The following is a 19,743-nucleotide window of genomic DNA, read 5'->3' as shown; positions in this document are numbered from 1 at the left end:
TTGGGAAACGGGGTGCGCCATGGCGCAGATGAGAATCAAGGACATTGCCGCCGAGGCGGGCGTGAGCCCGGCCACGGTCTCGCGCTATCTCAACAACCGCCCCGGGCAGATGACCGAGGAGACCCGCGCTCGCATCGCGGCGGTTATCGAGCGCACCGGCTATCGCCCACGTGCCGCCGCACGCAATCTGCGCAGCTCACGCACCAACCTCATCGGCGTGATCCTGGCCGACATCGCCAACCCGTTCTCCAGTGCCATGCTCGAAGGGCTTTCCGCCAGTGCCGCCGCGCGCGGCTGCTCGCTTATGACGGCCATTAGCGGCAACGATCCCGCTAAAGAGGCCGAATCGCTCACCAGGCTTATCGACGCCGGCGTGGACGGCCTGGTCGTCAATACCTGCGGCGGTAACGACGAGGCAATCGCCGCTGCCGCGGGACGTTTACCCGTTGTGCTGCTCGACCGCGATGTTGCTGCCGGCGGTGTCGATCTGGTGACATCTAACAACCGCGAGCTGGTTGCCGGCTTGGTAGACGCCTTGGCTGCCGCTGGCAGCGAGCGCCTGTGCCTGCTCACCGAGGCAAGCGATGACAGCCCCGTGCGTCGCGAGCGCGCCGAGGCCTTTACCGACGAGCTGTCGCGACGCGGCCTTGCCGGCGAGGTTGTCACCTTGGCCGATGGCGGTGCCACTGGCGTTGGCCGCTTGGACGAGACCATCCGCGGCTATGCGGGCAAAAGACTCGGCCTTATCGCTGTCAACGGCCTGGTCTTCCTACGCCTGACCGAGGCACTGGCACAGTTGGGACCCTCGTTGCCGGCCGGTCTTAAGATCGCGACGTTTGACGATTACCCCTGGAACCACGTGCTCTTTGGCGGTGTGACCACAGCCGCGCAGGACACCCTTACCATCGCCGAGCGCGTGGTAGAGCGCCTCTCAGAGCGCATCGACGTTGTTACCACCACCGTGGGCGAAGCCGCAAAGCTGGCGCCCAAACGCATCGAGATCCCCGGCCACATCGAACACCGCGCCTCAACCTTGCGTTAGTCACTCGTTCGCAACGGCCTGTTCGCACACGTTTTTTGAGCGCTTGATACGCTTTAACCCTGCGGAAACATTTTTCTGCGATAGTATCTGCGATATAGACCAGTCGAAACCCGCCCGAAAGAAAGGGGAGCGACATGAACCAGCAGAACATCGATTACGTACTCCGCTCCGTAGAGCAGCGTGACATCCGCTTTGTGCGTCTGTGGTTTGTCGACATTCTCGGCCGCCTCAAGAACTTTGCCATTAGCCCCGAGGACCTCGAGGTCGCTTTTGAGGAGGGTATTGGCTTTGACGGCTCTGCCATCGAGGGCTTTGCCACGCCCGAGGAAGCCGACATGCTGGCGTTCCCCGATGCTTCGACCTTCCAGATTCTGCCGTGGCGCCCGAGCCATAACGGCGTCGCCCGCGTGTTCTGCGACGTGTGCACTCCCGATCGCAAGCCGTTTGCCGGCGACCCGCGCGATGCCCTGCGCCGCATGTTCCGCAAGGCCGAGAAGGCTGGTTATCTGCTCAACGTGGGTGCCGAGCTGGAGTATTACTACTTCCCCGACGAGCACACCCCCGAGCCGCTCGACAACGTGGGCTACTTCGATCTTTCGGTGAGCGATGCCGCTCGCGACCTGCGCCGCAGCACGGTCCTCACGCTCGAGAAGATGTCCGTGCCCGTGGAGTACACCTTCCACGCCGCCGGCCGCTCGCAGCACGGCATGAGCCTGCGCCACGCCGAGGCCCTGAGCATGTCCGACGCCATCACCACGGCCAAGCTCATCATTAAGCAGCAAGCCTACGAGAGCGGTTGCCACGCCTCCTTTATGCCCAAGCCGTTGGCGGGCGAGGACGGCAGCGCCATGTTTTTGCATCAGTCGCTGTTCGACCACGACGGTAACAACGTCTTTTGGGGCGAGGACGACGAGAGGTACCACCTCTCCGATATCGCCAAGCACTACATGGCCGGCATCCTGGCACACGCGCGCGAGATCAGCGCCATCACCAACCCCACGGTCAACTCGTACAAACGCATCACCACGGGTGGCGACTCCGTGCCGCAGTATGCCACGTGGGGCCTGCGCAATCGTGCGAGCATGGTCCGCATCCCGGTCTACAAGCCCGGCAAGCAGCTGTCCACGCGCATCGAGCTGCGCAGTCCCGACCCCATGGCCAACCCGTACCTGGTCAACGCCGTCACGCTGGCGGCTGGTCTGGACGGTATCGAGCGCAAGCTGGAGCTCCCGCCCGAGGCCACGGCCGAGACGCTCAAGCTCACCGACCGTCAGATGCTTGAGGCCGGCTACACGCCGCTGCCGCGCTCGCTCAAAGAGGCGCTCGACGTCTTTGAGGACTCGCAGTTTATGAAGGATGCCCTCGGCGAGCACATTCACAGCTTCTTCCTCAAAAAGAAGCGTAACGAGTGGCATAAGTTTGAGTCCACGATCACCGAGTGGGAGATCAAGCATTATCTGGCGAACTCCTAATCGCGCTGGCTTGTTCCAGTACGATTGAGCTCATTTCCTTGGAGGCCGATATGTCCGAAAAGAGTGCCCTGTTCATGGCGCGCACGACGCGCTTCCACGAGTTTGCCCGTAGCCTGACGACCACCCTGGGTGTCGAGGTGAGCCTGGCAACCCCCGATTCGCCGACTGCGGCGCACGACTTTGACCTGCTGATTCTCGACTCCGATGGCATCCGCAGCGACCGCATCGATCAGATTGCCAAGTGGCTTGACGATCGCGGCGGTGTCCCCATGCTGGTGATTGTCGATGACGAGGCGCTCGGCACCCTGCGCCTGCCCAATCACGCGCATGCCGACTTTGTATGCCCCACGGCAACGCCCAACGAACTCAAGGCTCGCGCGCAGCGTCTGATGGGCGAGGAGGAGACCGTCGCCGCCGACGATGTGCTCAACATCGACAACCTCGAGATTAACCTGGCTACCTACCAGGTGACGCTCGATAACGAGCCCATCGATCTGACGCTGATGGAGTACTCGCTGCTGAGCTTTTTGGCGACGCATCCCAACCGTGCCTACAGCCGCGAGGTGCTGCTGCACCGCGTGTGGGGCTTTGAGTACTGCGGCGGCACGCGCACCGTCGACGTGCACATTCGACGCATCCGCTCCAAGGTGGGCCCGCAAATCGCGGCACACATCACCACCGTCCGCGGCGTTGGTTATCTGTTTAAGGATTAGATTTCCACCACAAAGGGGACAGGCACCATTGTGGTGGTTTTGACGCGGGTGCGGGTTCCTCTCGAATCTGCAGCAGAACTTAAGCCTTCCTAAAAGATTGCGTTCTCATACACTTGCGCCCGCATATTGGGGTACAACTCAACGTGAACAATGATGGCCCGCCACATGTTTGGCGGGCCTTTGGTTATTTGACGAAAGGATCGCAGCTATGAGCGAGTACGATTCCCAGCGTCCCCAGGATGCGGGCAACGCCGGCGAGACCCAACAGCAGCCGCGTGTGCAGGTAGAGTCGACGCCTGCCGATGGCAACAACATTCCTTACGTGCAGGCCTACGACACGCAGACCGGCCAGCCGCTGGGTGGCCAGCAGGTCGTGAACAAGCACACGGTGGTCAAGACCAAGACCAAAAAGCTGCCGATCTTTATTACGGCACTTGCCGGCTGCGCCTGCGGCGCCCTGCTGGTCATTGCGCTCATTATGAGCGGCACGCTCAACATTGGCGGCGGAAAGAATGCCGTGACGGCGGGCGCATCTGGCTCGTCGACGCAAAAGATTACGATTGATTCCGAGGACACCACGCTGGCCGAGGCCGTTTCTGCCAAGGCCCTGCCCTCCGTGGTTTCCATTACCGCCACTTCGAGCGGCAGCCAGAATGGCTCGCTTTCGCAGTCTGCCGACGAGTCGGACAACTCGGGCAGCGTCGGTTCGGGCGTTGTGCTCGATACCGAGGGCCACATCCTCACCAACAACCACGTGGTCGATGGTTATGACCAGTACGTGGTGACCATGGACGACGGTACCACCTACGAGGCCGAGTTCGTGGGCAACGATGCTTCGAGCGACCTGGCCGTCATCAAGCTCAAGGACGCCGACGCCTCCAAGCTTACGCCGATCGAGATCGGTGACTCCTCCAAGCTCAACGTGGGCGAGTGGGTTATGGCCATCGGTTCGCCGTTCGGCAACGAGCAGTCTGTCTCCACGGGCATTGTGTCGGCGCTTTATCGTTCCACGGCCATGAGCTCTACCAGCGGTAACACCATCTATGCCAACATGATTCAGACCGATGCTGCCATCAACCCGGGCAACTCCGGTGGCGCGCTCGTTAACGACAACGGCGAACTCGTGGGTATCAACTCGCTCATCGAGAGCTACTCGGGCTCCAGTTCGGGCGTGGGCTTTGCCATTCCGGTCAACTATGCCAAGAACATCGCTGACCAGATTATCGGCGGTAAGACGCCGGTGCACCCGTACCTGGGCGCCACGCTTTCGAGCGTCAATGCGCTCAATGCCCGTACCAACAAGCTGAGCACCGACAGCGGCGCGTACGTGGCGAGCGTCGTCGAGGACGGTCCCGCCGCCAAGGCTGGCATCCAAGAGGGCGATGTCATTACCAAGCTGGGCGACGACGAGATTACGAGCGCCGACGGCCTGATCATCGCACTGCGCAGTCACGAGGTGGGCGAGAAGGTCGAGATCACGCTCATGCGCGGTAAGGACGAGAAGAAGGTCACCGTTGAGCTGGGCTCCGACGAGGAGCTGCAGAGCCAACAGCAGGACGACAGCGCGACCGACACCGGCAACGGTGGTATCACCGACGAGCAGCTGCGCCAGTATCTGGAGGAACTGCTGGGCCAGCAGGGCCAGGGTCAAGGCTACGGTCAGGGTTTCTAACGAGCCGTATCGCACATACCGATGCCAGAGGGGCTGTCCCGCCAGCGCGGGACAGCCCCTCTTTTCTTATTGATCCGTTGGGGACGGAGGAAAACGGATCATTTAGAAATGGCTAGGGCATGGTTTGATCGCGCGATCCACCCCGGTTCGGCCGCTGCCGATTCGGTGCGGTTTGAGACCGCTATTCGGCCCTATCGTGACCGGTGGTACTCTAGTGTCCGTTTGAAATCGAGCGAAGGAGTGCCGCTATGGAGCAATCGAGCCTGTTTGGTGACGGTGTGGACATCGATACCGAAACGCCCGCGAGCACGGATGCCGCCGCACCGGCCGACGCCCGTGCCCAGGCGGCAGCGCGTGCGGCCGAGCTGCGCCACGAGCTCGATTACCACGCCTATCGCTACTACATGCTCGATGCGCCCGAGATCACGGATGCCGCCTTTGACAAAATGCTCGTTGAGCTGCAGGAGATCGAGGCGACCTACCCCGACCTGGTGACGCCCGACAGCTATACCCAGCGCGTGGGCGGCTATGTGAGCGAGCAGTTTACGCCGGTCACGCACATGGCACGCATGTATTCTATGGACGATGCCATGGATTTGGACGAACTCGACGCGTGGCTCCAGCGCACTGAGGATGCGCTTGGTGCCGGTAGCGTCACTTATACCTGCGAGCTTAAGATCGACGGTCTGGGCGTGGCGCTTACCTACCAAAACGGCACCTTTGTGCGCGCCGCCACGCGCGGCGACGGCACCACGGGCGAGGACGTATCGCTCAACGTGCGCACCATCAAGGATGTGCCCATGCATCTGTCCGAGCCGGCGCTCGCCCACATGGCCGCCGATCGCGAGCGCACCATCGAAGTACGCGGCGAGGTCTATATGCCCAAGGGCAGCTTTGTTCGTCTGAACGACGAGGCCGATGCCGAGGGTCGCGACCCCTTCGCCAACCCGCGTAACGCCGCCGCCGGCAGCCTGCGCCAAAAGGATCCCAAGATCACGGCGCGCCGCGACCTGGCCACCTTTATCTACGCTATCGCCGATACCGATCCACTACACGTCCACAGCCAGCGCGAGTTTCTGGACTGGCTGCGCAGCGCCGGCTTTAGCGTCAACCCTAACGTGGCACGCTGTGCCACGCCGGCCGAGGTTCACGAGTTCTGCGCTCAGGCGCTCGAACACCGCGGCGACTTGGACTACGACATCGACGGCGTGGTCGTAAAGGTCGACAGCTTCCAGCAGCAGCTCGACCTGGGCTTTACCGCCCGCGCACCGCGCTGGGCCATCGCCTTTAAGTTCCCGCCCGAGGAAAAGCAGACCGTCCTGCGCGAGATTCGCATCCAGGTGGGCCGCACCGGTGTGCTCACGCCGGTCGCCGAGTTCGACCCGGTGACGGTCGCCGGCTCCACCATCGCGCGCGCCACGCTGCACAACATCGACGAGATCCGTCGTAAAAACGTCCGCGAGGGCGACACCATCATCGTGCACAAGGCGGGTGACGTGATCCCCGAGGTCGTGGGCCCGGTGCTCGACAAGCGCCCGGCCGATTCGGTCGACTGGCACATGCCCGAGGTCTGCCCCGTGTGCGGTAGCCCCGTGGTCCACGAGGACGGCGAGGTCGCCTACCGCTGCGTCTCCATCGACTGTCCCGCGCAGCTCAAGGAGCGCTTGCTCCACTGGGTGAGCCGCGGCTGCATGGACGTCGACGGCCTGGGCGACGAGATCGTCGACAAGATGATCGCCGCCGGGCTGATTCACGACGTCGCGGACTTCTACCAGCTCACGGTCGACGACATCGCAGGCCTGGACACGGGGCGCACCTATGCCAGCTCCAACAGCAAAAAGGGTGTCAAGAAGGGCGACCCCATCCCGGTGGGCCTCAAGACGGCCGAGAAAATCATCGCCGAGCTCAACAAGTCCAAGAGCCAGCCGCTCGGTCGCGTGCTGTTTGCCCTGGGCATCCGCCATGTGGGCAAGAGTGTGGGCGAGGTCATCGCCGAGCGATTCCTGTCGATTGACAAGCTCATCTTGGCGAGCGAAGAGGATATTGCCGAGTGCGAGGGCATCGGTCCCAAGATTGCGGCGAGCGTCAAACAGTTCCTGGCCGTGCCCGAGAACCTCGCCGTGCTGGAGCGCCTGCGTCAGGCGGGCCTGTCGCTCGAGGTCGACTTGGGCGCCGCGCACGCGCAAGCCGCAGCCGACGCTGGCGTGGCGGGCGAGCTCGCCGACGCTCAACCGCTCGCGGGCCTGACCTTCGTGCTCACCGGCACACTCGTCAACCGCACGCGCGACGAGGCGGGCGCGGCGCTCAAGGTACTCGGCGCCAAGGTTTCGGGCAGCGTGTCGAAGAAGACGAGCTATCTGGTCGCTGGCCCCAAGGCGGGCTCCAAGCTCACCAAGGCCGAGCAGCTGGGTGTACCCGTGCTGGACGAGGATGCGCTCGAGCAGATCCTGGCGACTGGTCAGGTGCCCCAGGCTTAGTGCATCAATAGTCAAATTGAAGAACCGCCCGGAAGCACGATGTCTTCCGGGCGGTTCTTACTTTGCTGGGGCAATCGGCACCGTGATCTGTGTCACGTAGGTTGTGGGGTCGTCGCTGATGATGTCGTCGATCAGGGCAATCTCGCGCGAGGGCCCGGCGGGTGTCAGGTTGCGCTCGCGCATATAGCCGAGCAGCTGCTCATAGCGTGGGGCTGCTTGCCCATGTGTGCCACGGAAGCTTATGGTCAGGCAGCACGCGGCGGGTCGCGTCTCGACGTCGCCCACGTAATCATCGGTGTCATCGAGCAGCAAAAAGACCTCGTCGTAGCCATCAAAGTCGCCGGTGGCGAGGCGCTCGGCGCCAATCCCGACGCCCAAGTTGCCCAGAAAGACAAAGGTCTCGTGCTGGCCCTTCTGCAGCTGACGAATCTGCCACTCCAGCGCATAGGCGTCGGTAGGCTTGACACGTTCGCGCAATACGGCGCAGCGAAGCTCGGGCGCATCGATTGTGCAAATGGTATCGAGCTCGGTGTTCAAGGCATTGTGCAGCAGAGCAAGCCGGTTATCGATCTTGCGCGACACACGCTCCAACTCGCGGCGCTTGCGCTCGATGAGCTCCTGTTGCTGCGCCAGCTGCCGCTGCATGAGGTCCACATCGCGCGTGGTCACAAACTCACGGATTTGTGCGAGCGGCAAGTCGAGAACACGCAGATGACTGATGGTGTTGAGGGTGGAGAGCTGTCGCGATCCGTAGTAGCGGTACCCACTTGCCGGATCGATGTGCGCCGGATCCAGCAAGCCCATCTGCTCGTAATGGCGCAGCGTGCCCACACTCAGGTTAAACAGGCGCGCCGCCTCGCCAATGCGGAGCAGGCCCTCGGTATGTTCACTTGGCGTGTCGGTCACAGGACCGCTCCTTTCGGTAAAAAGCAGGGGAGAGGTGCCAGGCTCGCGTTGCCCCGCTACGCCACCAACTTGTCAAAAGCCCCGCGTTGGTTGAGCACGGTAAACGCGATAACACAGATGACCGCCGACAAAATCGATCCGCACGGCGAAGCGATGCCCATGGGAAACAGCGTGTCGGAATAGGCGTTCGATAACAGCCACGCGCCCGGCACGCGAATGAGTGCCACGGCCAGCACGTTGTGCGCAAAGCCGATGTAGCTCTTGCCATACGCAGCGAAAAAGCCGCTAAAGCAAATGTGGATGCCGGCAAAGATTGCATCGAAAATATAGCTGCGCATATAGCCGGTACCGGCCGCGACCACCGCGGGTTCCTTGGCAAAAAAGCCGATAAACGCCGGCGCCACCAGCCACATCAGCGCCGTGATCAGGCAGCCGTACACCACCGAGATCGTCATGGCGTCTTTGAGTACCTGGCGCGCGCGGTCGCCCTTGCCCGCGCCGGCGTTTTGCGCCGTGAGTGCACTGACGGTGGCGCCCATGGAACTCGGCACAATGAACAAAAAGTTGATCATCTTTTCGACCAGGCCCACGGCGGCGGCGTCGACGAGCCCTCGGTGGTTGGCGATGACGGTGATAAACATAAACGCCACCTGGATGCAGCCGTCCTGCACGGCCACGGGCACGCCGATCTTAAGGATGCTGCCGAGCACTTCGGGCTGGGGGCGCAGGTCGCTGCGCTTAACGTGGATGTTCGCGCGGCGGCTCTTGAGCCACACGAGTGCGAGGGCAACGCTGGCCGTCTGGGCGGTTACCGTGCCGAGCGCCGCGCCCACGGGGCCGAGCCCCATGTGGCCGATAAATAGAAAGTCGAGTGCGATGTTGATGATACATGCCATGCCGATCACGTACATGGGCGAGCGCGAATCGCCCAGCCCGCGAAAGATGGCCGAGAGGATGTTGTATGCGGCGATAAACGGAATGCCCATAAAGCAGATACGCAGGTAGGCGGCGGTGCCTTCGACCGCCTCGGGCGGCGTGCCAATGAGCGCCACGATCTGCGGGCACAGTGCGAGCAGGACAGCGGCCAGTACCACCGAGACGCCCATAAACAGCGTGATGGTGTTGCCGATGGCGGTCTCGGCGCGGTCAAACCGGCGCGAGCCCACGGCGTGGCCAACGATGACCGTCGTTCCCATGGCCAGGCCCACAAGCGTCACGGTAATGATATAGAGCGTCTGCGCGCCATTGCCCACAGCGGTGATGCCGGCGGCGCCGCTAAACTGCCCCATCATGTACAGGTCGGCCATGCCATAGAGCATCTGCAAAAAGTACGAGAGCATATAGGGCAGGGCAAAGACCGCGATGGTCTTGAGGACATTGCCGCGTGTGAGGTCGTGTTCCATGGGCGGGGCTTTCTAGCTTGGTTTGTATACGTACCAGTGTAGTGAAAACCCTATAACGATTATAGAGTCAAGGTTTGTGTTGGGTGCCGGGCGAAAAAAGTCACGCTCCAAGCACGATGCTTTGGCCCTCTGTGCCCCTCACCTCGCCTCAAACCATCACAACATTCGCCGTTTTTTGCCAAAATCGGGAAAAGCATCGAATGTTGTGATGGGTTTTCTGCCACTCGAACGGGTGGAATCGCTTTCTTGCGCGCGAAGGTGTGCGGACCCGTGGGCAGGGGAATAAGGTTGGTTATCCGACTCCATTGGAGGGCTCATGGACCTGCCGATCGTCCTGTCCCATAAGACTGCCTGGCTGTACCACAACGTGGCGCGCCCGTCCGAGCCGCTCTCGCGAGCAAGCAGCCTATACGATGAGGACTCGCTTGCTAACGAGGCGGAGCCGACCGCGAGCCTGCCCAAACTGGGACTCGATGCCAAGGGGCTGAGGGCTTCAACGGCAGTTGGGATCGTTACCGACTATCTGGTTTCGCTCGGTATTCCACGAGAAGAGCTCGATCATATCGATACGCTCGTCAACTTCGATTTTGAGCGCTCGACGCCGGCTGGATTTAGGTGCCACGTGTTTGGAGCGCCGGTACCTCCAGGCCATCTTATCGAGGTGGCAGAGGGCCTTCTGGTGGTTGACGAGGCCATGTGCTTTGTCCAAGCGGGCTCGTGGATGAGCGAGCCCGAGCAGCTGGAATATGGTTATGAAATCTGTGCCCGCTACCATTTGAATCATCTGTCGACAGGCGATTATATCGAGATGGGGCAGAGGTATACCGTTGCCGACTTGATTGCCTATTGCAATGAGAACCGATCTCGTCAGGGGGCTATACGCGCGGCCGCCGCGCTCAAGCGCGTGCACGATGGCGCGCGGTCGCCCATGGAGACGGCCACCGCAATCATGGTCGTAGCAAAACGTTCCCAGGGCGGGCTGGGATACGCCAAGATCGAGCTCAACCATCGGGTCGATGTTCCCAACGAGTTCAAGTATCTCGCTAAGGCCGGGTATTTCGAGATCGACGTATATGCGCCTGCAAGCGGTACGGGGATTGAATACAACGGTTCGGACCATCTTGATAAACAGCGCAGTGCGTCGGACGCGGAGCGTATGACCGTGCTGAGCGCGCTGGGCTTTAGGATGATCGTCCTCACCGGGACTCAGTTTGCCCATCAGCTGCAGTTGCACCGGGCGATGAACGCCATCGCGTTCGCTATGGGCCTTAAGTGCGACCGAAGCGAAGCGTTCCAGAAACGTCAAAACGACCTGCGAGAATTCGTGATTCGGCACTGGGACGGCGGCCTTTAGGGGCGCTTTGGTCCTTCTACGGGGTGCTGTGGGCAGGCAGACCATCACAACATTCGACGTTTTTCGCCAAAATCGGGAAAAGCATCGAATGTTGTGATGGTTTGTATGCTGAGGGTGGGCTTGGGAAGCCGGTCTTGCCCAAAGTGACCTGTCCTGTCGTACGGGTGTCGGCATGATTCTCTTGTGGGGTATTATGTTTTCCGAAGAATAAAACGCCGCGTGAGGGGAGGGCTGCGTGGACGGGCACGTGCAACATGACGGCTTTGGCCGCGATATCAACTACCTGCGCATTGCCGTTACCGACAAGTGCAATTTCCGCTGCATCTATTGCATGCCGGCCGATGGCGTGGCGCCCCGTGCACACGACGAGCTGCTCAGTGTCGAGGAAATCGCCCACTTTGTGCGCTTGGTGGCGGGGGAGGGCATTCGCCGCGTGCGCCTGACGGGTGGCGAGCCGCTGGTCAGCCGCCGCATCATCCCGCTCATTCGCGACATCCGCGCGATTCCGCAGATCGAGGACATCTCGCTTACCACCAACGGCGCCCTGCTGCCCAAGCTGGCGCTGCAGCTCAAAGATGCGGGGCTTAACCGCGTCAACATTTCGCTCGACACACTTGATCCCTCGCTGTTTGGAAAGATCACGCGCCTGGGTCGGCTCGAGCAGACTATAGCTGGCATCGACGCGGCGCTGGCTTGGGGCTTTGAGCCCGTTAAGGTCAACTGTGTCGTGGTGCGCCGGCTCAACCAGGATGTGGCGGCCCTCGCACGACTGACCGTCGACCGCCCCATCCACCTGCGCTTTATCGAATACATGCCCATCGGCGACGAACGCACCAGTTCGCATTGCGCTGTGGATCCGCATGCGCCCGCGCTTAATCCCGAGCTGTGGGACGCGAGCGACACCGTGCCGAGTGACGAGCTGCGGGCACGCATCAATGCCGGGGCCGCCGCGGCGGGACTGGGCGAGCTCGAGCCGCTCGACATCAACGACGCTCCTGCCGGCGCGGGTCCCGCGCGCTATTGGCACTTTCCGGGTGCGGCGGGAACGGTCGGCTTCATTAGCGCCATGTCCAATCATTTTTGCGCGTATTGCAACCGTCTGCGTCTGACGGCCGATGGCAACGTGCGTCCGTGCCTGTTCAGCGATGCCGAGTATTCGGTGCGCGACGCCCTGCGCCGTGGTGATGATATGCAGGTACTTTCGATTTGGCGCGATGCCGTCGCCCACAAACCGCAGGAACACGCGATAATTGAGGGCACGCAACGATTTATGTCGCAAATCGGAGGATGATCATATGGCCAAGAGCAGGTACGCCGATGCCACCAAGGCCGCTCGCAGGGCCGCGATGTCTGCCCATAAAGCCACGGCTGCGGCCGGCGATGTCGCCACGGTCGTGCAGCCGACTGCCAGCGCTGCCGCCGAGCCCGCCCGCGACGCCCGTCGTGACGAGCTGACGCACGTGGACGCCAAGGGCGAGGTGCGCATGGTCGACGTGTCTGACAAGGCCGAGACCCATCGCATCGCCATCGCCGAGGGCACCATCCTCATGCACCCCGAGACGCAGGCCATGGTGCTGCAAGACCGCGCCAAAAAGGGCGACGTGCTTGCCTGCGCGCGCGTGGCGGGCATCATGGCCATCAAACGCACGAGCGACATCATCCCCATGTGCCATCCGCTGCTTATTACCAAGAGTAAGTGCGACATTGCGCCCATCGCTCCGGCGGGAACGCCTGTCGATGACGTGCCCGAGGGCTGGGCGCCGGCACGCACGGACGGGCAGGTTGGTTTTCACGTACTGGTTACGGCCGGCGTGACGGGCAAGACGGGTATCGAGATGGAGGCCCTGACCGGCGCGAGTGCCGCGTGTCTGACCATCTATGACATGTGCAAGGCGGTCGATCGTGGCATGGAGATCGTCGACGTGCGCCTGCTGCACAAGGAGGGCGGCCGCTCGGGCGTGTGGGATCGTGCAGAGCGTCAGGCCGCTGCTGTTGAGGCCGTGGCCGCTGACGGTGCCGCGCCCGCAAGCGCACCCGTCGCCGTCGCACCCGCAGTTCCGGCCCCGGCCGTCCCCGCGATCGCGTTTATCGGCTACCAAAACTCGGGCAAGACCACGCTCGTCGAGAAGGTCATTGCCGAGCTCACCCGCCGCGGCCTGCGCGTGGGTTCGCTCAAGCATCATGGGCATCACGGCTTTGATATCGATGTGCCCGCTAAGGACACCTGGCGCCATCACCAGGCCGGATCCAAGCACGTGGGCCTCATCTGCGCCACGCGCTGGGCGGAGTACGCCGACACGCGCGAGGAGGACGAGATGCCCGCGCGCGAGCTGCTGTCACGCTACAACGATGTCGACGTGGTGATCATCGAGGGCTACAAGACCGAGGGCTTCGACAACATCGTGGTCGCGCGCTCCGGTGTCGACCGTCTGCGCGGCAAGAGCTCACTCGACCTGGTCGATGGCCACACGCTGGCCCTTGCCTGCAACGAAGCCCTGGCACGTCAGGCCTTCGACGCCGGCTTTGCGACCCGAGCCATCAACATCAACGACGCCCGAGCCATCTGCGATCTCATCCAAGACCATCTAGCCTAAAACCTGCCAAAAAGGGACAGGTTTATTCCGGCAGGTTTTATCTGGGCAAACGTCATTTCCACCACAAAGGGGCCAGGCACCTTTGTGGTGGATTTTGCTTTGCAGTAAAAACCATCACAACATTCATCGAAAATCGCGATTTTGCCGAAAAACGTCGAATGTTGTGATGGTTTGCGCCCCGGGTCCGGCCGCCCTTCGGGTTCGGCCACCACGGGGGCAGGCACCTTTGTGTCGATCGGGCCCCAACGGCCTGCGCCTTGGTATACCATGTACGCCGTTCACGAATACACCCCACATCGCCGCACAACCCAGAAAGGCCCCCATGGACACCACCTTCAGCCACATTAAAGCCGTGTTCTGTGATATCGACGGCACACTGCTCACGAGTCAGCACACGGTGTCCCCGCGCACCGTGGCGGCGATCCGCGCCCTGCGCGAGCGCGGCGTGCTCTTTGGCCTGTGCACCGGGCGCGACGCCCACGCGACCGAGGCCATGTACGAGCTCTGGGGCATCGAAGGCCTGGTAGACGTGATGGTGGGCTGCGGTGGCGCCGAGGTCATCGACCGCGCGCACGACATCAACGAGCTGAGCTATCCGCTGCCGGGCGAGACCATCGCGCGCATCTGCAAACACATGGCGGACCTTCCGGCAACGCCCGTCTGCCCCCGAGACGGTGTGTTCTACGTGCCCGAGAGCAACGCGTGCGTCGAACACCTGTCGCGCGTCGACGGCGTGCCCTACCAGGTGGTCGATTTTGCCGAGTTTTTGCGCGAGCCGCAGCCCAAGGTGATGTTTACCATGGCGCCCGAGGTGATGCCGCAGGTGATTGAGCGGGCGTCGACGTTTGCCGATAACACTGTTAAGGCGGCGGCTCTGCAAACCACGCAGCGGCTCTACGAGTTCATGGATCCGCGCGTGTCCAAGACGCGCGGCCTTGTGCGCGTGGCGGAGCTCAACGACATGAAGCTCCAGGACATCTGCGTGTTTGGCGATGCCGACAACGACACCTGCATGGTGGCTGACGCCGGCGTGGGCGTGGCCATGGCAAATGGCAGCGATGCCACCCGCTCCGCCGCCGATTTTGTAACCGCCAGCAACGACAAAGAGGGCATCGCGATCTTTATCGAGGAGCATCTGTTGTAGCGCCGGGGGGGGGGAGAACCACCGCAAAGGGGGCAGGCTCCTTTGCGGTGGCCTCTGGCGATTTGGGTGAATTGATACCTAAAATCTGCGCGAAAACCCAAATAACGTTGTCTGAACATTACGCTTCTAACCACCGATGAGTTAAAGATATTCCCATCAATTTGGTAGTCTATTCCTCCCGGTTAATGACTTACCGTTCACGGTCGATTTTCGACTGTTCACAAGATGTTTGCTCTTGAGCAAAATGTTGTGCAAATAAATAAAATGCTATTAAAAAACTGATAACTAACTTAATTACCAGTAGAAACAGATATTTCAAAGCGAATAAACGAAGGTTAATCCGAGTAAATGTCAAGAGAATTGAGAATTCGCTACAAAACTATCGGTATTCTTGCTTAGATGTTCAAACAATTGCTACAATATGGATTATTAAGCGTGTGCAATTACAGATTGCGCAGATACGTTTGATAGTGAAAGAGCAGGATCGCGGTCTCTTGGGGAGGAGCTTATGAGAAAAACGGCGAACTCCACCAGCACCGCCAACCGCGAAGCCATCCAGCTTGATACTTGCATCGTAAGAGTATCGAAAAACTGGTTCGTTGTCGTTGGAACATACCAGAAATAGCCATTTCTGGTGTTCACAAAACACCAGATAGGCGGCTTGCTGTAAGCCCGTATAACGGCAGAAAGCGGGGCACCCCTTGTCAGGGTGCCCCGCTTGAACGCTAATAAGAAAGCTTCTGGCCGGGGTAGATCGTATAAGGTGCCCCGATGCCGTTCTTGCTTGCGATGGTGTGCCAGTCGATGCCGAGCTTAGCGCCAATCTCGCTGAGCGTGTCGCCGCTCTTGACGGTATAGACGCGAGCGGTTCCAACACCCGCACGCTGGTTGACGATTCCTTGAATCTCGGCATACCTGCTTCCAAGAACCTTCTTGCGAAGATCGCCGTTTCCTAGCTGGCCGCGCTCGACTGCATCTGCAACGCGGGCTGCTGGTGCCGTGAGAACATAGTTGACGATATCCTGCACCTCATCGTAACGGTTCCCGAGATTCTTCTTGCGCTCTTCGTCGTTTCCGAACTCGCCAGCCATTACGCGTGCAGCAAGTTCAAGCGCGGTGCCCTCGATATCTTCATCCGGCACTTCTGGTTGCTGAACATCGGGCACGGTAGAGCCAGAAGGATTCGAAATCTTATCCCATCCCTCTTTTGTGAGATACGCGATATCAAGATCAAGCGGGTTGTCGTATCCGCTTAACCTTCCGTTCGACGTGTATTGATGCAACGTGACGGTATCCCACGCTCCAAATCCGCCGCTAGGAAGCCAAGGGTTGCTCTGGTAGCCCGTTCTTTCAGTGTTTGCATACTGCGCAACCCAAAGTGCGTGATGGGGCGCAATCTGCGACCAATCCTCTTCGGTGAGTACCGAACGAGACGTGTAGACCGCGCATCGAACGCCCGTAAGCTCATATACTCGGTCAAGAAACTTCTTTGCCTTATCGGTTCCAACTCGACCGTACATCTCATAATCGAGTGCCGGCATGCCCTCTTTGAAGTAGTTCTTGCAATTCGCCACGAAGTAATCGGCCTGTGCGATAGGGTCTGCGCCGTTAAAGAAGTGGTAAAAGCCCCACTTCTTGCCAAGCTTCTTCGCGCTCTGAATCCAAGGGTCGCACGTGTTGTGAACGATATTGATTCCCTCGGTCGCCTTGCAGATAACGAAATCGCAGGGCACCTGCGCGAGGTCAAGCCCGCGCTGGTAGTTGGAAATGTCGATGCCGTTAAGCGCCATAGAAACCACCCCTGATGCAGTAGAAATATTTGAAATCGAACTGCTCTAGCTCTTCGAGCGTGAAGGCGCGCGCGGAGTTCCCGGCGCTCGCCGGGTCGCGTATCCAATAGCCGTCTTCGTCGCCGCACCAGATAAGCACGACGTGCCCGCCGTAGTCCCTATCGCCGAGCGTTCCGCTCATGCCAGCGAAGGCAAGCCACCCATCGGACACGTTTTGAAGGACGGGTGCGAGATCGTAAGAAATCGGCGTGCTCTCGATGCCGTATTCCGGGTAATGCTCGGCAATCCATGTGCAGAACTTGCCGGGGTCGTTAACTCCATCGGTAAGGCACGTGTCGCCCACGAACGATGCGAGCGTGAGCGGCGTAATGTCCTGAAGCGTCATGTATTTGACAGCCATAGCCGCGCATGTAAGGCCGCAACCGTGGTCGCCGATTGTTCCGCCCGCATAGGGTATGTAGTCCCATTGCGGGTCGGTCTGAAGCCATAGCGGCATGCTGTTTCCCTCGGCAATCGGCCTATCGACAACGATTGCAAGGCGGTCTTCCTCAGCCGCCGCGTATCCCTCTTCGCGCGCTTCGGCGAGCGCGCCCGCGTCGCTCTCGATATGGCCGACGATGAGCCAGCCGCAGAAGAGCATTGACGCGAGCGCGCCGGAAAGCACGAGGGCGACAGCCTTTAGCCTACTCATCGCGCTTCGGCTCGGTGTAGGTGAGCGCTTGCGCGGAATCGCCAACGCCAGCCGTGGTCGGGTCGGTCACGATGCCCAGAATCGCGAGCACGGCGAAAAGCGCGTTGATGATCGCGGCCAACTGCTCGTTCAAAACGCCGAAGTCCCACTGGTAGCCGAACGGTGCGGCGACCACCTGCACGAGCAGCAGGACGGCGGGAATGAGGGTCAGCCAAAAAGTCTTGTTCTTGATTCGTGCGGTGAAGTTAATCATTTCAGTTCTCCTTTTCATAGATGAGGTCTACGCGGTCGTAGATGTGATCGACCTTGTTTGCCATGTCGTGCGAGTGCTCGCGCGATTCCCCGATTTCGTCGTGCAGCGCTGCTGTGGATGCCCTGAGAGATTCCATAGCGGCTTGCAGCCCTTCCGAAATGTTGTTGCTTCGCTCCATCTGCGCAGCGATACGGCCTTCCATTTCCGAGCGCTCGCGGTCGCGCTGCGCGCGCTCGTTGAGTTCGTCGCGCTTGCGCTCTTCGCGCTTCAGCTCTAGCTCTGCCTGTCGCGCTGCGTTTCGCTCTTCAAGCTCCGCCTTGCGCTCGTTGTTGCGCTGGTACTCGTTAAGCAACTGCTTTGCGAGGATTCCGAAGCCGATAGCAACGAGGAACGCGAAGAACCATTCGGCACCGAAGGCCGCTGCATGGTCTAAAACGCTTTCCGCCACGTCAGCCCTCCGTCACCTCTCGCCAGACGGTTTCGGTTCCGACAGCCCCCGGCTCCCAGACGTTGTTAGCAACGAGGGATTCCCAGACCTTGCCGTTATGGCGCACGACAGCGCCCTTCGGGTAAGGGTTCTCGTTGCTCGGCGGCACCCACTCGGGAATGCTCGACGGGTCATCACCGCCACTTGCATACTCAACGACCTTCGCCCAAAGGCTCGGAGCTGCCGTGGGCGACCAATCGGGTTGCGACGTGTGCGCCTGAAGGCATACGTAAAGAACTCCCTCGTAACTCACGCGCTCGCCCTCTGCGTAGGCGTGGCCGTCCCCGTCCCACTCCGCGAAAAGCACGGAGCACTTGGCCGCAACGTCCGACGATAGGGACGGGGCTTGCGCCTTGAAGATTGCGATGATCGCGCGAACCATGCCCTCTTCGTCTTCGGTAAGTGCCATCATTTCCCCTTTCTCTCGGTAACAAAAAAGCCCCCGCTAGTGCGAGGGCTTGGGTGCCTAATTTCGTGTTTCCTTTTAGCCGAAAAGCTCCTTATAGAGCGCGTCCATGCGTTTTACCGTCTCGTGCGCGTTCAGGCGCTTCATGCTGCCGCGCCACGACTGGTAGGATTGGTTGACCTGCTCGACGGTCATAACCCCTTTGGCGACCAACGCGGCTTGCTTCTTCAACTTGCGCCGCTGTCGCGTCACGGAGGAACGGCACGGGCGAACAACCACTTTTCCGCCCTCGCCATACGAAAACCTCTTCTTAAGGAACGTGAATCCGCGCGTGAGCTTCACAACGCGCGTCTTCTTGCGGTTGATGATGATTCCCAGATCGTCGCAGAGCGATTCGATGAGCGAAAACGCGTCCCAAAGCGTCTGCTTGTCAAGAGCGATGCAATAGCTATCGTCCATGTAGCGCCCGCTCGCCAAGATGCCCGGAAGGGACAGCATCAGATGGTCAACCGGAGACGGTAGGGCGACCGCTAGAATCTGATTCGGCTCGCTGCCAAGACCCAAGCCGCGCGCTCCGTGAGCGTCTATCTGGTCTGCCATGACGCGCTTAACCCGCTCATCGTCAATGGCGCGGTCGATAAGGCGCTTGCAAGCGTCGTGGTCGATGTTTGCGAAGTAGTCCGCGAAATCGACCTGCAAGATGTAGCCTTCCGTTCCGTGCTTTCGGTGGTGCTCGACAAGCTGGCGCTTCATCCGGCGAATCGCGTAGTCGGTTCCGCGCCCCTTGACGTTCGCGGCGCATCCTTCGGTGAGGGTAGGCCAGATCGCGGGAGCGAGGGCGTGACGGCTCAAAGACTTCTGTATCACGCGCTCCGAGAAGTGCACAGAGCAGATGTGGCGAAGCTTGCCGCGCTCGAACAAGTCGAACTCGATGAAGCCGCGCCGGAAGTCGGCGCCCGTGAGAAGGTCGCGGCGCGCCCTCATGATGTTTGGAACGACGCGCGCCATGTAGCGCTGCACGCTCGATTTCCAGCGAACGCCAGCGGCAGCGCCGTTGGCGGCATCGTATAGGTTATCGAGGTCGGCGACGGCTTCCAGCGTGCATCCCTCGATGCGCCTAGCCCGATTCTCCGCGCGCTTGGCATCGCGCCTTGCGCGTCGCGCAGCCCTGCGCTCTTCAGAGTTCATGAGGGCACCCCGCGCGGCTCACAACCGGCATCCAGCAGCCGCTTGACGGTTGACCATGAAACGCGGTCGGAAGCCGAGAACCGCGCCATGCAAGCAGCGAACGGCAACCGTCGCGGGGTGCATATTTACGGGCTTGCGCCCGACGGTCGCC

At 60.9% G+C, this 19,743-nt stretch carries 18 protein-coding genes; 9 read left to right on the top strand and 9 right to left on the bottom strand.

The window, feature by feature from the left end; all coding sequences use genetic code 11:
- The first annotated feature begins 19 nt into the window (after positions 1–19).
- The 5 genes from ACESUZ_RS01650 to ligA all read left to right on the top strand — a co-directional run bounded on the left by ACESUZ_RS01650 (position 20) and on the right by ligA (position 7,376).
- Entirely contained in the window at positions 20–1,042 is a 1,023-nt protein-coding gene (locus ACESUZ_RS01650; RefSeq protein ID WP_373198113.1) for a LacI family DNA-binding transcriptional regulator, read from the top strand.
- Between the two features lie 134 nt (positions 1,043–1,176).
- Complete coding sequence (locus ACESUZ_RS01645; protein ID WP_373198112.1) at positions 1,177–2,514, top strand: glutamine synthetase family protein; 1,338 nt, start codon at positions 1,177–1,179, stop codon at positions 2,512–2,514.
- A 50-nt stretch (positions 2,515–2,564) separates the two neighbouring features.
- A complete protein-coding gene (locus tag ACESUZ_RS01640; RefSeq protein WP_118256204.1) occupies positions 2,565–3,227 on the top strand; it encodes a response regulator transcription factor in 663 nt (220 codons plus the stop codon).
- 208 nt (positions 3,228–3,435) lie between these two features.
- Positions 3,436–4,899, top strand: coding sequence for a S1C family serine protease (locus ACESUZ_RS01635; RefSeq protein ID WP_373198111.1), 1,464 nt, complete (start codon positions 3,436–3,438; stop codon positions 4,897–4,899).
- 248 nt (positions 4,900–5,147) lie between these two features.
- Positions 5,148–7,376 (top strand): NAD-dependent DNA ligase LigA, encoded by a 2,229-nt coding sequence (gene ligA / locus ACESUZ_RS01630; RefSeq protein WP_373198110.1) that lies wholly within the window; start codon positions 5,148–5,150, stop codon positions 7,374–7,376.
- A gap of 57 nt (positions 7,377–7,433) precedes the next feature.
- On the opposite strand, the gene ACESUZ_RS01625 is transcribed toward ligA, so the two are convergent.
- Both ACESUZ_RS01625 and ACESUZ_RS01620 read right to left on the bottom strand, forming a co-directional pair.
- Complete coding sequence (locus tag ACESUZ_RS01625) at positions 7,434–8,282, bottom strand: MerR family transcriptional regulator (protein WP_373198109.1); 849 nt, start codon at positions 8,280–8,282, stop codon at positions 7,434–7,436.
- 56 nt (positions 8,283–8,338) lie between these two features.
- The gene (locus ACESUZ_RS01620) at positions 8,339–9,685 is read right to left on the bottom strand and encodes an MATE family efflux transporter (RefSeq protein WP_373198108.1); all 1,347 of its coding nucleotides are present in this window, start codon (positions 9,683–9,685) and stop codon (positions 8,339–8,341) included.
- Between the two features lie 316 nt (positions 9,686–10,001).
- On the opposite strand from ACESUZ_RS01620, the gene ACESUZ_RS01615 reads away from it, so the two are divergent.
- The 3 genes from ACESUZ_RS01615 (at position 10,002) to mobB (ending at position 13,633) form a co-directional block, all read left to right on the top strand.
- Complete coding sequence (locus tag ACESUZ_RS01615; protein ID WP_373198107.1) at positions 10,002–11,039, top strand: putative endonuclease domain-containing protein; 1,038 nt, start codon at positions 10,002–10,004, stop codon at positions 11,037–11,039.
- Between the two features lie 235 nt (positions 11,040–11,274).
- Positions 11,275–12,330, top strand: coding sequence for a GTP 3',8-cyclase MoaA (gene moaA / locus ACESUZ_RS01610; RefSeq protein WP_373198106.1), 1,056 nt, complete (start codon positions 11,275–11,277; stop codon positions 12,328–12,330).
- 4 nt (positions 12,331–12,334) lie between these two features.
- Entirely contained in the window at positions 12,335–13,633 is a 1,299-nt protein-coding gene (gene mobB / locus ACESUZ_RS01605) for a molybdopterin-guanine dinucleotide biosynthesis protein B (protein ID WP_373198105.1), read from the top strand.
- Here mobB and ACESUZ_RS01600 read toward each other — a convergent pair.
- Positions 13,630–13,842, bottom strand: a complete 213-nt coding sequence (locus ACESUZ_RS01600; protein WP_373198104.1) for a hypothetical protein — start codon at positions 13,840–13,842, stop codon at positions 13,630–13,632. The two genes, mobB and ACESUZ_RS01600, sit on opposite strands and share 4 nt — an antisense overlap.
- Positions 13,843–13,955: 113 nt before the next feature.
- Here ACESUZ_RS01600 and ACESUZ_RS01595 point away from each other — a divergent pair, with 113 nt between their 5' ends.
- Entirely contained in the window at positions 13,956–14,777 is an 822-nt protein-coding gene (locus ACESUZ_RS01595) for an HAD family hydrolase (RefSeq protein ID WP_373198103.1), read from the top strand.
- Between the two features lie 725 nt (positions 14,778–15,502).
- On the opposite strand, the gene ACESUZ_RS01590 is transcribed toward ACESUZ_RS01595, so the two are convergent.
- From ACESUZ_RS01590 to ACESUZ_RS01565, 6 genes are all read right to left on the bottom strand, one after another.
- Positions 15,503–16,567, bottom strand: a complete 1,065-nt coding sequence (locus ACESUZ_RS01590) for a GH25 family lysozyme (RefSeq protein WP_373198102.1) — start codon at positions 16,565–16,567, stop codon at positions 15,503–15,505.
- The gene (locus ACESUZ_RS01585) at positions 16,557–17,258 is read right to left on the bottom strand and encodes a cysteine peptidase family C39 domain-containing protein (RefSeq protein WP_373198101.1); all 702 of its coding nucleotides are present in this window, start codon (positions 17,256–17,258) and stop codon (positions 16,557–16,559) included. Before ACESUZ_RS01585 ends, ACESUZ_RS01590 begins: the two co-directional genes overlap by 11 nt.
- Complete coding sequence (locus tag ACESUZ_RS01580) at positions 17,251–17,511, bottom strand: phage holin (RefSeq protein ID WP_087193579.1); 261 nt, start codon at positions 17,509–17,511, stop codon at positions 17,251–17,253. The genes ACESUZ_RS01585 and ACESUZ_RS01580 overlap by 8 nt, the downstream gene beginning before the upstream one ends.
- A gap of 1 nt (position 17,512) precedes the next feature.
- The gene (locus ACESUZ_RS01575; protein ID WP_373198100.1) at positions 17,513–17,959 is read right to left on the bottom strand and encodes a hypothetical protein; all 447 of its coding nucleotides are present in this window, start codon (positions 17,957–17,959) and stop codon (positions 17,513–17,515) included.
- A 1-nt stretch (position 17,960) separates the two neighbouring features.
- Positions 17,961–18,407: a carbohydrate-binding protein gene (locus tag ACESUZ_RS01570; protein ID WP_373198099.1), complete on the bottom strand. Its 447-nt coding sequence runs from the start codon at positions 18,405–18,407 to the stop codon at positions 17,961–17,963.
- Between the two features lie 75 nt (positions 18,408–18,482).
- Positions 18,483–19,592, bottom strand: coding sequence for an RNA-directed DNA polymerase (locus ACESUZ_RS01565; RefSeq protein ID WP_373198098.1), 1,110 nt, complete (start codon positions 19,590–19,592; stop codon positions 18,483–18,485).
- Positions 19,593–19,743: the final 151 nt, after the last annotated feature.

The organism is Collinsella aerofaciens ATCC 25986 (assembly GCF_964239575.1).
Taxonomy (GTDB): domain Bacteria; phylum Actinomycetota; class Coriobacteriia; order Coriobacteriales; family Coriobacteriaceae; genus Collinsella; species Collinsella aerofaciens_BQ.
Note: the sequence above shows the minus strand (reverse complement) of the source record. Positions and strands in the feature narration are given on the sequence as shown.

Bases quoted from the DNA above. Each gene is read 5' to 3' on its own strand.
- ACESUZ_RS01650 (WP_373198113.1), top strand. From the start codon at position 20: ATGGCGCAGATGAGAATCAAGGACATTGCCGCCGAGGCGGGCGTGAGC.
- ACESUZ_RS01645 (WP_373198112.1), top strand. From the start codon at position 1,177: ATGAACCAGCAGAACATCGATTACGTACTCCGCTCCGTAGAGCAGCGT.
- ACESUZ_RS01640 (WP_118256204.1), top strand. From the start codon at position 2,565: ATGTCCGAAAAGAGTGCCCTGTTCATGGCGCGCACGACGCGCTTCCAC.
- ACESUZ_RS01635 (WP_373198111.1), top strand. From the start codon at position 3,436: ATGAGCGAGTACGATTCCCAGCGTCCCCAGGATGCGGGCAACGCCGGC.
- ligA (WP_373198110.1), top strand. From the start codon at position 5,148: ATGGAGCAATCGAGCCTGTTTGGTGACGGTGTGGACATCGATACCGAA.
- ACESUZ_RS01620 (WP_373198108.1), bottom strand. From the start codon at position 9,685: ATGGAACACGACCTCACACGCGGCAATGTCCTCAAGACCATCGCGGTC.
- ACESUZ_RS01615 (WP_373198107.1), top strand. From the start codon at position 10,002: ATGGACCTGCCGATCGTCCTGTCCCATAAGACTGCCTGGCTGTACCAC.
- mobB (WP_373198105.1), top strand. From the start codon at position 12,335: ATGGCCAAGAGCAGGTACGCCGATGCCACCAAGGCCGCTCGCAGGGCC.
- ACESUZ_RS01595 (WP_373198103.1), top strand. From the start codon at position 13,956: ATGGACACCACCTTCAGCCACATTAAAGCCGTGTTCTGTGATATCGAC.
- ACESUZ_RS01590 (WP_373198102.1), bottom strand. From the start codon at position 16,567: ATGGCGCTTAACGGCATCGACATTTCCAACTACCAGCGCGGGCTTGAC.
- ACESUZ_RS01585 (WP_373198101.1), bottom strand. From the start codon at position 17,258: ATGAGTAGGCTAAAGGCTGTCGCCCTCGTGCTTTCCGGCGCGCTCGCG.
- ACESUZ_RS01580 (WP_087193579.1), bottom strand. From the start codon at position 17,511: ATGATTAACTTCACCGCACGAATCAAGAACAAGACTTTTTGGCTGACC.
- ACESUZ_RS01570 (WP_373198099.1), bottom strand. From the start codon at position 18,407: ATGGCACTTACCGAAGACGAAGAGGGCATGGTTCGCGCGATCATCGCA.
- ACESUZ_RS01565 (WP_373198098.1), bottom strand. From the start codon at position 19,592: ATGAACTCTGAAGAGCGCAGGGCTGCGCGACGCGCAAGGCGCGATGCC.